9 protein-coding genes are annotated in these 14176 nt (G+C 59.0%); 5 read left to right on the top strand and 4 right to left on the bottom strand.

Annotated elements, in window-relative coordinates; translation table 11 throughout:
* Positions 1-3 precede the first annotated feature (3 nt).
* Together AC0IXA_RS00855 and AC0IXA_RS00850 are read left to right on the top strand one after the other, a co-directional pair.
* Complete coding sequence (locus tag AC0IXA_RS00855; RefSeq protein ID WP_016774612.1) at positions 4-1578, top strand: arylsulfatase; 1575 nt, start codon at positions 4-6, stop codon at positions 1576-1578.
* 221 nt (positions 1579-1799) lie between these two features.
* Positions 1800-4304, top strand: coding sequence for a spermidine synthase (locus AC0IXA_RS00850; protein ID WP_471811173.1), 2505 nt, complete (start codon positions 1800-1802; stop codon positions 4302-4304).
* Between the two features lie 490 nt (positions 4305-4794).
* On the opposite strand, the gene AC0IXA_RS00845 is transcribed toward AC0IXA_RS00850, so the two are convergent.
* A complete protein-coding gene (locus tag AC0IXA_RS00845; protein WP_471811171.1) occupies positions 4795-5472 on the bottom strand; it encodes a DUF3313 domain-containing protein in 678 nt (225 codons plus the stop codon).
* 211 nt (positions 5473-5683) lie between these two features.
* On the opposite strand from AC0IXA_RS00845, the gene AC0IXA_RS00840 reads away from it, so the two are divergent.
* On the top strand, positions 5684-8050 hold the full coding sequence (locus AC0IXA_RS00840) for a tetratricopeptide repeat protein (protein WP_471811169.1): 2367 nt from the start codon (positions 5684-5686) through the stop codon (positions 8048-8050).
* A 133-nt stretch (positions 8051-8183) separates the two neighbouring features.
* Here the strand turns inward: AC0IXA_RS00840 and AC0IXA_RS00835 are convergent, their stop codons facing one another.
* The gene (locus AC0IXA_RS00835; protein ID WP_122612274.1) at positions 8184-9158 is read right to left on the bottom strand and encodes a hypothetical protein; all 975 of its coding nucleotides are present in this window, start codon (positions 9156-9158) and stop codon (positions 8184-8186) included.
* Between the two features lie 232 nt (positions 9159-9390).
* Complete coding sequence (locus tag AC0IXA_RS00830; protein ID WP_471811167.1) at positions 9391-9882, bottom strand: hypothetical protein; 492 nt, start codon at positions 9880-9882, stop codon at positions 9391-9393.
* A 197-nt stretch (positions 9883-10079) separates the two neighbouring features.
* Here AC0IXA_RS00830 and AC0IXA_RS00825 point away from each other — a divergent pair, with 197 nt between their 5' ends.
* Positions 10080-10772 (top strand): aspartate/glutamate racemase family protein, encoded by a 693-nt coding sequence (locus AC0IXA_RS00825; protein ID WP_471811165.1) that lies wholly within the window; start codon positions 10080-10082, stop codon positions 10770-10772.
* A 1-nt stretch (position 10773) separates the two neighbouring features.
* On the opposite strand, the gene AC0IXA_RS00820 is transcribed toward AC0IXA_RS00825, so the two are convergent.
* On the bottom strand, positions 10774-11292 hold the full coding sequence (locus AC0IXA_RS00820) for a GNAT family N-acetyltransferase (protein ID WP_471811163.1): 519 nt from the start codon (positions 11290-11292) through the stop codon (positions 10774-10776).
* Positions 11293-11595: 303 nt separating this feature from the next.
* On the opposite strand from AC0IXA_RS00820, the gene AC0IXA_RS00815 reads away from it, so the two are divergent.
* Complete coding sequence (locus tag AC0IXA_RS00815; protein WP_341637626.1) at positions 11596-13941, top strand: hypothetical protein; 2346 nt, start codon at positions 11596-11598, stop codon at positions 13939-13941.
* Positions 13942-14176: the final 235 nt, after the last annotated feature.

Here is a 14176-nt window from a genome sequence, read left to right as displayed (position 1 = left end):
CAGATGACTCGCATACGCAAGTGGCTACCGAAACTCGCCCTGGTGGCAACCTCGGTGATGGCGCTGTCGGCAACCGCCACAGCGGCTGAAAAACCCAACATTCTCGTGATCTTCGGCGACGACATCGGCCAGACCAACATCAGTGCCTATTCCATGGGCGTGGTCGGATACAAGACGCCGAATATCGACCGTATCGCCAAAGAAGGCATGATCTTCACCGATTACTATGCCGAAAACAGTTGCACGGCCGGACGCTCGTCGTTCATCACCGGGCAGACGCCATTGCGGACCGGCTTGTCGAAAGTCGGCATGCCGGGGGTTCCGGTGGGCTTGCAGCCACGCGATGTGACCATTGCCCAAGCGCTGAAAGCCCAGGGCTATGCCACGGGTCAATTCGGCAAGAACCACTTGGGCGACAAAGACGAATATCTGCCGACCAACCATGGTTTCGACGAGTTTTTCGGCAACCTGTATCACCTCAACGCCGAAGAGGAACCGGAGCGTCCGTACTGGCCCAAGGATGATGCCGAGTTCGTCAAGGCCGCCTCGCCTCGTGGCGTGATCCACAGTTTTGCCGACGGCAAGATTGAAGACACCGGCGCGCTGACCAAGAAACGCATGGAGACCATCGACGACGAAACCACTGCGGCAGCGCAAGCGTTCATCGAGAAACAGGCCAAGGCGGACAAACCGTTCTTTGTCTGGATGAACACCACACGCATGCATGCCTTCACTCACGTGCGCGAATCCATGCAAGGCCAAAGCGGCATGGTCGGCAACGAATATGCCGATGGCATGCTCGAGCATGACGGCGACGTCGGCAAGCTGCTCAAGACACTGGATGACTTGAAGCTGACCGAGAACACCATCGTTGTCTACACCACCGACAACGGCCCGAACCAATGGTCGTGGCCTGACGCTGCAACGACGCCGTTCCGCAACGAGAAAAACTCGAACTGGGAAGGCGCATACCGGGTACCGGCGATGATTCGCTGGCCGGGCAAAGTCAAGGCAGGCGAAGTCTCCACGCAGATGTTCTCCGGTCTGGACTGGTTCCCGACACTGTTGGCCGCCGTGGGCGACACCGACATCAAGGACCGCTTGCTCAAGGGCGCCGACATCGGCGGCAAGAACTTCAAAGTGCACCTGGACGGCTATAACCAGCTGGACTACCTGACGGGTAAAACCGACAAGAGCGCGCGCAAGGAGTTCTACTACTTCAACGATGACGGTGCGTTGGTCAGCATGCGTTTCAATGATTGGAAACTGGTGTTCTGTGAGCAGCGCGCGCCCGGCGGACTGCAGGTGTGGAGCGAACCGTTCACCTGCCTGCGTGTGCCGAAAATGTTCAACCTGCGCATGGACCCGTACGAACGCGCCGATGTCGTGTCTGACCAGTACTATGACTGGCTGACGAAAAACGATTATCTGATTTTCGACGGTACCCGCCGCGCGGCGAAGTTCCTGCAGACGTTCGTCGACTATCCACCTAGCCAGCGTCCGGCGAGCTTCAGCATCGACCAGATCCGCGAGGATGTGGACCGCCGTATCGAAGAAAAAATGAAGAAAGCCCAGTAATAGCGCTGTACCGCCGCTCGCCTTCATCGGCGGGCGGCCCTGTTTTCAACAAGCGACCGGGTCGGTTTCGTTCGCGAGCAGGCTCGCTCCCACAAGGTTTTCTGCGATCGTTCCCACGCTCTGCGTCCAATGCCGAAGCGGACGCGGAGCGTCCAGTGAGGCATTCCCACGCAGAGCGTGGGAACGATCAACATCAGCCAATCCATAACAAGGCTCACCGCATGTCCTCACGTATCGCCAGCAAGCCGTCGGCCATACCCGTTCCGCAAGCCGCGTCCGCCACCTCAATGATCCCTGCCCTGCTGCTATGCATCTCCGGCGCGGCGGCGTTGGTCTATCAGGTGTTGTGGATCAAACAGCTATCGCTGGTAGTCGGCGTCGAGGTCTATGCGATCACCACCGGCATCAGCGCGTTTTTCGCCGGGCTCGCCCTCGGCGGCTGGCTGTTCGGGCGCTGGGCCGATCGCTTGCAACAGCCGGTTCTGCTGTATGCCGGGCTGGAGGTACTGGTGGCGACACTCGGGGTTGGCGCGACAGTGGCGATGAGTCTGGCGGCCGGTGCGTTTGCCTGGTTGCAAGGTCATGTCGGCGTGCTTGCGTGGTTGCTGCCGTTTGCGCTGGTGGGCATTCCGGCGGTGTTGATGGGCGGGACACTGCCGGTGCTGGTGCGCGCACTGGCGGCTGAGCCGGGCAAGGCCGGCGGTCAGTTGTATGCGGCGAATACGCTGGGCGCGATCATTGGCACTTTGCTCGCCGCGTTCGTACTGATCGCCAGCCTCGGCGTGCGCGGCAGTGCGCTGTTCGCCGCGATGCTCAACCTGCTCGCCGCGGCCGGTGCGCTGTGGTTGCAGCGCCAGCAGCCAGTAGCGCTGGCCACACCGGTCAAACACGGCAACGCCAAAGCAGCCGACCGCACTGCGCTGTGGCTTTACGCGATCGCCGGGGGCGTGGCGTTGGGTTATGAGGTGGTCTGGTCGCAATCGATCGTGCAGTTCATGAGCACGCGCACCTACGCGTTCGCCGTGGTGCTGGCGACTTACCTGACCGGGCTGTTTATCGGCAGCGCCCTGCTCGCCCGTCGCGTCGAGCGCATTCGCGACCCATGGGGCGTATTCGGCTTGTTGATTGCCGGTGCAGGTTTGATTGCGCTGCTGGAGATCGCCGTGCTGGGTCGTTGGCTGGTGCTCGCGCAGAGCCATGCGGAAACCTGGCTGCTGAGTCTGGGCGTCAGTGAGCTGGCGGGTATGAGCGCGCGCTTTGCCGTGGCGGCGCTGAGCATCGTGTTTGTGCCGACCCTGCTGCTCGGCGCGGCGTTTCCTCTGGCGTTGCGCCTGAGTGTCGGCAGCGAACGTGTGGGCCGCGATGTCGGCGCCGTTGTCGGGTTCAACACCTTGGGCGGGATCATCGGTGTGATGCTTTGCGGCTTCGTATTGATTCCTTTGCTGGGACTTGTGCGCACCCTCGGTCTACTGGCGCTCGTCGCAGCGACAATTGGTTATCTGGCGGTGCGCAAGGGCCATGGCGTGGCGAAAGGTCGGCGCCAGGCCGTGGTCGCACTAGGTCTGGTTTGCGTTGCAGTGGCGGTACTGACGCCCGTCGACAAACTGGCCAGCCTGTTGCCCGGCGCACGCAATGGCACGCTGGCCTTCTACGAGGAAGGACGCGGCGGCACGGTTGCGGTGGTCACTCAGGGACGTGGCGAAAACACCTTCCACCGTTTGTACATCCAGGGCGTGTCGAACACCGGCGATGCCATGCCGTCGCTGCGCTACATGCGCATTCAGGCGCTGCTGCCGCTGCTGATCCACAACGGTGTACCGCGCTCGACCCTGGTCATCGGCTTCGGCACCGGCATCACCGCAGGCGCCATGCTGCGCTATCCGGGGCTGGAACATCGCGTGGTTGCCGAATTGCTGCCATCGGTGGTGAAAGCGGCGCCCCTGTTCAAGGGCAACTTCAATGCGGCCACCGATCCCGGCGTCGACGTACGCCTGCGCGACGGCCGCCAGGAACTGCTGCGCAGTGCACAGACCTACGACGTGATCACCCTGGAACCGCCACCGCCCTCCGCCGCCGGCGTGGTCAATCTGTATTCCCGGGATTTCTACCAGCTGGCCGCCAGTCGCTTGCAGGACCAGGGCATCGTTGCCCAGTGGCTGCCGCTGCCGACGCAGAATATCGACGACTCGCGCTCACTGGTGCGCAGCTTCCTCGATGTCTTCCCGCATGCCTCGCTGTGGACCAGCGAGTTTCACGAAATGCTGCTGGTTGGTTCAATGAAACCGATGCAACTGGACGCCGCGAAAATCACCGCGCGCTTCCAGCAGGACAGCGTACGCAACACCTTGCAGGACGTCGGCATCGGCTCGGCGGCGGCGCTGCTGGCCACCTGGGTCACCGATCGCACCGGCCTGGAGCGCTTCGCCGCCGATGCACCGGCAGTGACTGATGATCAGCCGCGCATCGAATACGCGCCGTGGGTACGCAGCAAGGAAATCACCCGTGTGCTACCGGCGCTGCTGGACTTGTATCAGCCACCGACACTGGTGAATGCCGATGGCGGATTCAGTGAACGCATGGAAACGCATCGGCAGCGGTTGATGCAATTTTATCGGGCAAGCCTGCACGCCTACGACGGCGATCGGGACGCCTGGGGTCGGGATATCCGGGAAGTGATGCAAGGGGATCGGGCGAACCCATACTTTCGCTGGTTTGTCGGGCAGTAAGGCGGGGGCTGACAGAATGCCTTCGCGAGCTGGCTCGCTCCCACAAAAGCAAAAGCAAAAGCAAAAGCAAAGCAGCGCAGCTGCCGCGGCGAAGCCGCCCCACTCAACAATGAGCGTTAGCTCGAGTGCTCTTGATCTTGATCCACCGGCGACGTCGGAAGGCTGAGTGGAGGGATTGATTCGGGCGTGGGAGCGCAGCGACCGTCTGGCGCAGCCAGACACAGCGCAAGGAGGTGCAGCGAAGCAAACCGTAGCCGCTGCGCCCGGACCGATCCCGGAGCGAAGGAACCCGAGCCTGCGAGGGCCGAACGCAGGAGCAAGCCTTTTCGGTTACCTTTTCGGCGTTTGGAAAAGGTGACTCGCCGTAAGGGCGAAACCGTAATCAGCAACACCCGCAGCAACGGATATGTACCCAAACAGCCAGCAGACAAGCCCCCACCAAAATAGCGGGAGCCAGCCTGCTCGCAAAGAGGCCCCAAGCCTCACGACATCACTTGGCCTCGGACTTGAGCTTCAGATACGTCTGATGCATATCACTCGCCCAACCATCGATCACCGCTTTGAAATCATTGGATTTCAACACCTGCGATGAATTGTCCAGCGGCTGGCCAGTGCCCTTGCGCACCACCTGAGCCACCACCTTGTTACTGCTGCCATCAAGGAAAACCGCCTCGGTGGCCAACGTGGTTTCCTGATCGCGAATACCAGTGGCCGTACTCACCGCAGCAGCAACCAGCGCAATCGGAATCACCTCATACACATGCAGGCCTTCGGTCTTGCTGCTCACTGCAGTGATCGCCGGACGCACCACAATCACACCTGGTCCCGGGCCGGTGGCCAGCGGCAGCGACTTGCTCAGCTCACGCTTGAGCGCCTGATCGTAATAACTGGTGATGCCATTGAGGGTCTGCTGGGGGATTTTTTCCGTCGCTTGCGGCTTCGGATACAACTGGCTCGGTTCGACATAGACGCTGCTGAATTTGTTGATGTCGAGTTTCGGGTCCATCCAGCGCATCACCTCGGCACCCGACGGTGATTTGGTCTCCTTCAGTTGACTGTAATCCTTGAGAAAACCGGAGTACTGGTCTGGCTCGACGGTTTTGCTGGAACAACCCACCACACCCAGGGTGGCGATGCACAGCGTGCCCATCATTACGGCTAGCTTCATGCTGTAACTCCTGTCAGAAGGCCAAATCGTTTGCATAGGGGGAGTTACAGGTATAGCTAAAACCGCAGCAATTGCGATTGCAAATTACAAAATTCACACGGCGCTGCGCAGCAAGTCACAGCGCTTATTTGACAGACGCGCTGCATGCGGCAAAGCTGCATCCAGATGTATGCACGCCAGAAGGCCAACGCACCGGACTACGGAAGTCGCAATGCCCAAGCACAAAAACAAAGCGGTGCAACCTCAGCCTGACGCGTCACCCTCCTCTTTTTCACGTTACCTGTTTCCAATCACCATCGGTGTGCTGCTGGCGGCCGTGGCGGGGATTGGCTGGTTCCTGTTCAGCCCGGCGCCGGCCCCCGTCAAACCCGCGGCGATCAGCACGCCTGTAGCACCGCCAGCCAAGCCGCAGCCGCCAGTGGCAAGCAAACCGGCAAGCATGGTCGATGAGCAGCAATGCCAGGGCTGCCACAGCGAACAGGTCAAGGACTGGCAAGGCTCGCATCACCAATTGGCCATGCAGCCGGCGACCGCCGAAACCACCCTCGGCGACTTTAACAACGTGACCTTCAAGGCCGAGAACGAGACCACACGGTTCACCCGCAAGGGCGATGAATTCTGGGTCAATGCGCCCGGCATCGACGGCAAGAATGCCGACTTCAAAGTGGCCTACACCTTCGGCATCGCGCCGCTACAGCAATATCTGATCGAGGTCGGTCAGGGGCGTTTGCAAGCCCTCGGTGTGGCGTGGGATACCGAGAAAAATCGCTGGTTTCATCTGTACGCCGGCCAGGGCGTGAACTTCAAGAATCCGCTGCACTGGAGCAAACCGAGCCAGAACGCCAATTTCATGTGCGTCGAATGCCACACCACCGGTTTCAAGCGCAATTTCGATGCGGCCAGCAACAGCTTCAACAGTCAGTGGAACAGCCTCGGAGTCGGCTGTCAGGCCTGTCATGGCCCGGCGTCGAATCACCTGGAGTGGGCGCAGAAAAAAGACGATTTGATCCATAAGGGCTTCGACGTCGATCTCAAGGACAAGAACGCCACGGTAGAAATCGAAACCTGCGCGCGCTGCCATTCCCGCCGCGCGCCGCTGGGCGATGGCTTTACCGTCGGCAAGCGGCTGATGGACGATTACCTGCCCAGCGCCCTGACCCGCGAACTCTATGCGCTGGACGGCAAAATCAAGGACGAAGTGTTCGAACACGGCTCGTTCCTCCAAAGCAAGATGTTCGACAAGGGCGTGCGCTGCAGCAATTGCCATAACCCGCACAGCAACGAGCTGAAGGCACCGGGCAACGCCGTGTGTCTGCAATGCCACAACACGGCGGGCAAGACCTCGGTCGCTGGCGTCGACGGCACGGGTCTGCAAGCGAAGAATTACGACTCCATCGAACACACCCGCCACGCCATGGGCCAGCCCGGCTCGCAGTGCGTCGATTGCCACATGCCTGGCAAGTTCTACATGGGCAACGACTTTCGGCATGACCACAGTTTCAGTATTCCCAACCCGGAGCGTGCGCAGAAACTCGGCACGCCAGACGCCTGCCTGACCTGTCACCAGGGCAAGGCCGGCGACAAGGTTACCGCGCAGTTCAAATTGTGGAACGCCACCGCCTCCCCGGCTCAGCAGGCGCCACGCTATGACGAAAGCCTGTGGCTGATCCGCAATGGCCAGCCCGGCGCCGCCGACGCGCTGTACCAGCAATTGCAGCGCAGCAACCTGCCGGCGATCCAGCGCGCGACGTTGCTGGCGGAATTGCCGCTGTACCCGAGCGAACAGGCGCTGAAACTGGCCACTCAGGATCTGAAACATCCAGAGCCACAGGTGCGTGACAGTGCGGTGCGGGCAATCAGCGCATTCCTGCCACCGCCTGAGCGTGCGCCATTATTGGCGCCGTTGCTCAATGATCCAGTGAAAGCCGTGCGCATCGTCGCCGCGCGGGATCTGCTAGGTGCCTCGCGCAACAATGGCCTGGGTGCGGCGCAAGCCAGCTGGAACGCGGCGATCGGCGAGTATGAGGCCGTGCAGAAGAGCCTGCTGGAGCGTGCCGAGGCCAATCTCAATCTAGCCATGCTGTACCAGGCCAGCGGGCGCAGTGTCGAGGTCGAACCGTTGCTGCGCAGCGCCCTGCAACGTGACCCGGACTTCTACCCGGCGCTGGTCACGCTGGCACAGTGGCTGGAAGCGAATGGTCGCGCCACCGAAGCCCAGAAGCTATTGGATGACAGCCTCAAGCAGCATCCGGATGCGGCGCTGTTACAGCACACGCGCGGGTTGTCGCTGATCCGTGCCGGCCAGTCCGCCGAAGCCATGTCCTACCTGCGCAAAGCCGCGCAACTGGAACCGGACAATGCGCAATACGGCTATGTACTGGCGGTGGCGCTGCATGAGAGCGGCAAGGTTGATGAGGCGTGCGCGATTCTGGAAAGTTTGCTCAAGGTACAACCGGCCAACCGCAATGCGCGGCTGTCGCTGATTCAGTACTACCTCGATAGCGGCCAGGAACCCAAGGCGCAGGTGCTGCTGCAGGGCTGGAAGAAAATGAATATGGGGGATCCGGCGCTCAAGTGATCGATGGGATGCCCCCCGATCACCTGTGGGAGCGAGCCTGCTCGCGAATGCAATCTGTCAGTGACATCGCAGTCGGCTGACGTAGCGTTTTCGCGAGCAGGCTCGCTCCCACAGGGCTACCACCGCGCTTGCTTCACCAGGACGATGTTTCGCCACTGCGCAAAGCCATCTCCCGCCGGCTATTAGCACGCATCGCCTTGATCAGCGACACCGTACCCACCAGCAGAATCGCCGCACCAAACAAAAAGTCGATGTTGTACAGCTGGAAATCCTCCACCGGCCCGATCAGCAATGTGCGCACCACCGCAATCCCCACCAGCGTCGCGAGAAAGTCGATCCCCGGTTCATCGCGGTAGAACACCAGCATCAGCGGCAGGCACAGCACCAGCAGAAGCAACAGCACCACCACCTTGAACGAGCCTTTGCGCTCGACGCTGAACGCGCACTCATGCGCGCCGTAAGGCTTGTAGTCCTCATCGCGAATCATCGAGTTTTTCTCGTTGATGTAGTCGGCGCGGTTGTACTTCTGGATCGGCGTGAAGGTGTTGGACATCTCCATCAGCGTGGTGATGTTCTTGAAGCGCAAGTCGATGCGCTCGCTGCCCTTGAGGTAATACAGCACCGGTTTGTAGCCGTAGCGATAAGTGTCGAACGGGAACGCCGCGGTCTGGGCGTGCACGCCGATCGGCCGTGGTTCGAGTTCAGCGAAGGCGCTTTTGTTGGTCGACGAGAGGTTGCGGCTCAGCGGCTGCACCTTGATCTGCTCGAGGAAGATCGGCGTCACGCCGAACGACCACTGCAACGGTTCCAGACGCAGGCGCAGTTCGTTGCGGCCCAGGTCGTAGCGGTTGAAGGTGCGTTCGGAAACCACCAGCGAACCGCCGACCATGAACTCGCCGCGCAGGTTGTTGGTGACGCGCAAGGTCAGTTGATCCTTGCCCAGCAACGCCGCTTCACTGCTCGGTGGCGTGCCGCACCACGCGGTGCTTTCACCGACACCGCCAAGCTGGCCGTCGCGGTTTTCCTTGAATACGTAAAAGTAACTGGCCCACAGCGTCAGCAGCAAAAGCGACGCCGTGAGACCGAGGATTTTTTTGCCCGGACTCACTGATCAGACTCCCTTCTTCGGTTCCATCGTCCAGCCGAAAACCCGCTGGCGACGGCGACTCTACCAAAAGGCCATCAGTGACCCAAGGGAAAATGCCGGATTGGCACCGAACCTAAGGGTTTCCCCGGTACTCGCCTCACCCCCCCAAGGAGCGAGCCTGCTCGCGATAGCGGTGTTTGATCGTTCCCACGCTCTGCGTGGGAATGCAGCCCGGGACGCTCTGCGTCCCAATCTAGGTGCGATCGCGAGGAATCAGGCCTTGCAGTTGCTGAGCAAGGAAATCGGCGTCGAAGGCAAACGTATCCGGATCCTTCAAGCCATTAGTCTTGCGCCACTGCCACGCACCATCCGCCAAGCCAACCAGGGAAATGCTCCCGTACCGCGCCGCCGTCAGCCCCATCACTGCCAGGGAAATCTGCCCGCCGCTGCCCATCACATCCGGCACAAACTCCACCGGTTTGCCGGCAATCACAATGCTCAATTTTTCCGTCTTGAATGTCGAGGTTTCCACCGGCACGCTCGGCCCGGACGCGACATACGCCTCGCGACTCACCTCCAGCAGATTCGGCGCCTTGACCGGTTCAAGCCATTGCTCGATCTGGTCGAACAGCGCGCCAATCCGTCTTGCCCATTCAGCTGATTGCGTAGTGAACAGTTGCTTCTTGTGCGCTTCGCTTTCGGCATAGTGGCGAAGCATCTCGCCCAGTTGCTGTACGTCGTTCATTGCGGTGTTCCTCGGAAAGGACCTGCGAAGGGTGATAGTGGCAGATCCCCGGCGCGGCGTACGTTTAGTTCTTGCAGATGCACAGTTGCGGGAAAGATCGGCGGTACAGTCAGTCGGTACTGGCGTCGACTCTCGAACAGAAGGAAACTTCGGGCACACCTGAATGCCCGACACTGACATTTGCTTGAGGAAATCCAATGCGCACCATCGGCCTTATCGGCGGCATGAGCTGGGAGTCCAGCGCCGAATACTATCGCCTGATCAACCAACAGGTTCGCGAGCGCCTCGGCCCTTTGCGTTCGGCGCAGTTGCTGATGTTCAGCGTCGACTTCGGCCCGGTCGAGCAAGCCCAGCATGCCGGGCGCTGGGACGATGCGGCGGCGATTCTGGTGGATGCCGCACGCCGGCTTGAAGCTGGCGGCGCCGATTGCGTGGTGCTGTGTACCAACACCATGCACAAGGTCGCCGAGCAGATTCAGGCCGCGATCAGCATTCCGTTCCTGCACATTGCCGAACCCGCCGCCCAGGCTGCATTGGAAATCGACGCGCGCACGGTCGGGTTGCTCGGCACCGCGTTCACCATGGAGCAGAACTTCCTCAAGCAGCGACTGATCGCCCAAGGCCTGACCGTATTGGTGCCGGATGATGCCGAGCGCAAAGAGGTGCATCGGATCATCTACGACGAACTCTGCGTGGGCGTGATCAGCGAACAATCGCGAGAAATCTACCAAGGCATCATCGAATCCCTGACCGCCCGTGGCGCCCAGGCGATCATCCTCGGCTGCACCGAAATCGGCCTGCTGATCAAACCCGAACACAGCGCCCTGCCTCTGCTCGACACCACCGAGCTGCATGCGCAGTCAGCGGTGGCATTCGCACTGGGTGACTGACTCAGGGTTTCGACGAACCGCGCAGACGGGCCATGCTCAAGGTGTCGACCCACTGCCCGTCGCGCACCGCGTAGTCACGCAACAGCCCTTCGGCCTCGAAACCGAACTTGCGGTAGAGGCCGATGGCTGCCTCGTTATCGGCGTACACCGTGAGTTCGACGCGGTGCAGATTCATCCAGTTGTCGGCAACGTCCAGCGCCGCTGCCAACAACATCGATCCCACGCCTTTGCCCTGCCAGGCTACCGCGACCGCCATGCCGAAACTGGCGGCGTGGGCGCGGCGCATGCGTGAATAAGCTTCCAGGCCCAGATTGCCGATCACCACGCCTTGGTGCAGGGCAACCAGTTTCAGCGCGCGCTCGTTGTCGGCCTGCAGTCGCTGACGCCAAACTTCGGTGGACTGGAACGGCATCTGCAGCACTTGCCGCGCAACGGCGGGGTCGTTGTAAAGCGCAGTGATGCCTTCGAGGTGGGATTCGTTGGAGCGTTCGAGATGGATCGTGGTGGTTGGGTCTGGCATGGGATCGGTCCGTGATCAACGTGTGGCTGGTCACTCTAAACCGCTGATCTGGAATCTGGCGAGATGAAATTGTGGGAGCGAGCCTGCTCGCGAAAGCGGCGTGTCGGTCAATGAATTCGTAGCTCGGGTTGTCGCATTTGCGATGCAGGCTTACTCCCGTCAACGGACGCATAAACAACGGGTAACAAGACCGCTCGTCTGAAAAACGCTTTTACCTGTCAGATCTGACAGGTGTTTTTTTCTTCAGATTGGCGTCAGATGGGTCACGCCTCAGCCAATGCAAAACTCTCAAGGAGTGACCTCATGGATATCCAGTCTTCGGCGTTCGACAAGCTTTTTGTTTTATACCCGATCATCATTCAAGGCTGGGTAACCCCCGTGAAACCAGACGGCGTTGCTGACGGCGGTATCCCCAAGTCGCTTTACGATGATCAGCCGCAAGGCCTGGAAATCCTGATCGACCCCTGGACAGAGATGAAACACGCCGGCTGGACCATGGCGATCGATGACCGTGTGGATCTGTATATCAATGACAGTCCAACTCCCATAACCGGCACAACAATAAAGCCCGGTGAAGAAAATCAGCGCTGCCGCCTACTCCTGGTCCACGGACGGCTGATTCAGGGCCCCAATCGCATTTATTACATCGTCACCCGTGCGGGCAGCGGCAATGAACAACAGTCTCGGGATCTGTTCGTGCTGTACCACCGAAACCTGCCTGATACGCTAAAGCTGGTCATTCCGCCCCATGTAATCGAAAACGGGGTCGGGCCAGAGCAAGCGGCGCAGGGTGTCAAGTTCGGTTTCAGTTACAACAATCGGCGGCAGTTTGATCGCATCGAATTTGCTATAGGCGATACAACAGTTTACTTCGACACGCCTACCCCGCCGACCGCCATCACTCACACACTGTTTACCGACGCCTTTCTGCGTGCAGGGGATAATCCCAGTGCGATTCTGAAATTCAATGTGTTTGACCAACTGGGCAATTTTGTCGATTCTTCGGATGAACGTCTGGATATCCACCTCGGACGCCTGACCCTCGAACCACCGACCGTGCGGGGCATGAATGGCAACCAATTCAGTCCCACCAATCCAGAGATCCGTATGCTCGTGCCGCAGGGGTCGTTACTGCCCACTGACACATTGTGGGTGAAGTGGCAAGGCGCGACGGCTGTGCCGGAGGGCTCTCACACCAGCCCCGCAAGATTGGTCAGTGCCGGTCTGGAATTCGCAGTACCGCGCTCGGTGCTCGCATACAGCCTTGGCCAGCAGATCAAATGCACTTATTTCACAGAGCGTGACGGCAAGCCCATAGAATCGGCGGCCTTGCTGCTGGACATCCTGCCTCTACCGGCAACCGCTTTGATTACTCCAAAAATCGTCGAGGCCGACACCAATAACTTTCTGGACATCACAGCACTGGGAACCAAAGACGCAACCATTCATGCGCTGCTGCACACCTTGATTGAAGCCGAACAGCCTTGCTGGTTACGGCTTGAGGGTAAAAAAGCTGACGGCACCGCGCATAACCTGACGGTCTGGGAGGGGTTGCCGGCAAGGGTTAATAGTGTATGGATCAACCAGGGATTCTGGCCTCAGACGCTGGCGAACAGTTATCTATTGGAGTTGGGCCATGATACGACGCTAACCATCAAATACCTGGTTGCGATGGACAAGAGCAATATCGAAGCCAACGCTGTGAAATTCCCGGATCGGGTATACACGGTCAAGGCTGTGGAATTGGTTGTGCCTACACTGGAAGAGGTGTTGGACTCGAATGGAGAAAAAGTGCTGCAGGACGGCTGGACGGTCAGCACTGAGCTGACGTTGTCAGGCAAAGCCAGCCTCGGGCTGGAAGTTGAAATCTTCGATGATGATGGTTCGACGATCCTTTCCAAAGGGCCGGCGACGGCTGACCCAGTATCGGGTCGCTGGACTCATGAGATTTCGGTTGATGAAGGGCAGCATCGGTTGTTTGCGAGGTCGTTGTATCACAGTGGTGAGGTGGATTCTGGGGATTGGAGTTTAACGGTTGTTGCCGAAATGATCGTCGACATAACGCCGGTAGTTCTCTCAGGACGCAACTTTACAATTGATTTAGAAATAATTAAATGGGAACTAACTGGCAAAGATCTTTCAGGAACAGCTCTCCAAAGAAGCGCCATGGGAGGACTGCCTCCGTATACTTACACCTCAGACAATATCACAGTCGCTTCAGTTGATGGGGACGGAACTATCCGCAGTCAAGGAAATGGTGCAGCCATGATATCCGTATCAGACCAATCTGGCCAGACTAAACAAATCGCGGTGCATGTTTCCAACGTGCGGCAATTGGCTTGTTCAGCTAGTGTGATGACAACTGACCAAGCGAATCTGTGGATGAAAAACATCAACGGCTCCCCATGTCCTGCGGCATATGGCGACGATGATCTCGTTCAAAGATTGAATCTAAAATACCATATCAAGCCGACTAGCGAATCTGGAACCCCACAACGGCATTTTCTGCCGGGATTTATAGTGACGACATCCCCGCACACCTACTATATTTATTTAACATCACCGCCTGACGGACATTTTAATGCACCATTGAGATACAGCTCCGTTCCGTCAACCACAATTGGCTATCCACTTTGTTTTAAGGACTAATATCAAAATCGAGACCATAAAATTCAAATATGGCTCAGACATACAGAGAAAAAAGATGACAATGGGGACAGATCTATTTAATTTTTTAAACTCCACTGTTTAAAAGACACCTCCAGACACGCCTTCCAGGCTACAAATTCTTGCGCCTTTGCCTACAGCTACGCCAGAATCCGCCGGCTTGTGCGTCTTGGGGGCGGATTCTATTGTGGTGCGGTCGCTGAATGTTCAGTGACCG

Source organism: Pseudomonas sp. AC083, assembly GCF_979253165.1.
This window is presented reverse-complemented; position numbering and strand designations above follow the sequence as displayed.

What these genes read in the sequence shown, in the direction of transcription:
- AC0IXA_RS00855 (WP_016774612.1), top strand. Translation starts at nt 4, where the DNA reads ATGACTCGCATACGCAAGTGGCTACCGAAACTCGCCCTGGTGGCAACC.
- AC0IXA_RS00815 (WP_341637626.1), top strand. Translation starts at nt 11,596, where the DNA reads ATGGATATCCAGTCTTCGGCGTTCGACAAGCTTTTTGTTTTATACCCG.
- AC0IXA_RS00850 (WP_471811173.1), top strand. Translation starts at nt 1,800, where the DNA reads ATGTCCTCACGTATCGCCAGCAAGCCGTCGGCCATACCCGTTCCGCAA.
- AC0IXA_RS00840 (WP_471811169.1), top strand. Translation starts at nt 5,684, where the DNA reads ATGCCCAAGCACAAAAACAAAGCGGTGCAACCTCAGCCTGACGCGTCA.
- AC0IXA_RS00845 (WP_471811171.1), bottom strand. Translation starts at nt 5,472, where the DNA reads ATGAAGCTAGCCGTAATGATGGGCACGCTGTGCATCGCCACCCTGGGT.
- AC0IXA_RS00820 (WP_471811163.1), bottom strand. Translation starts at nt 11,292, where the DNA reads ATGCCAGACCCAACCACCACGATCCATCTCGAACGCTCCAACGAATCC.
- AC0IXA_RS00830 (WP_471811167.1), bottom strand. Translation starts at nt 9,882, where the DNA reads ATGAACGACGTACAGCAACTGGGCGAGATGCTTCGCCACTATGCCGAA.
- AC0IXA_RS00825 (WP_471811165.1), top strand. Translation starts at nt 10,080, where the DNA reads ATGCGCACCATCGGCCTTATCGGCGGCATGAGCTGGGAGTCCAGCGCC.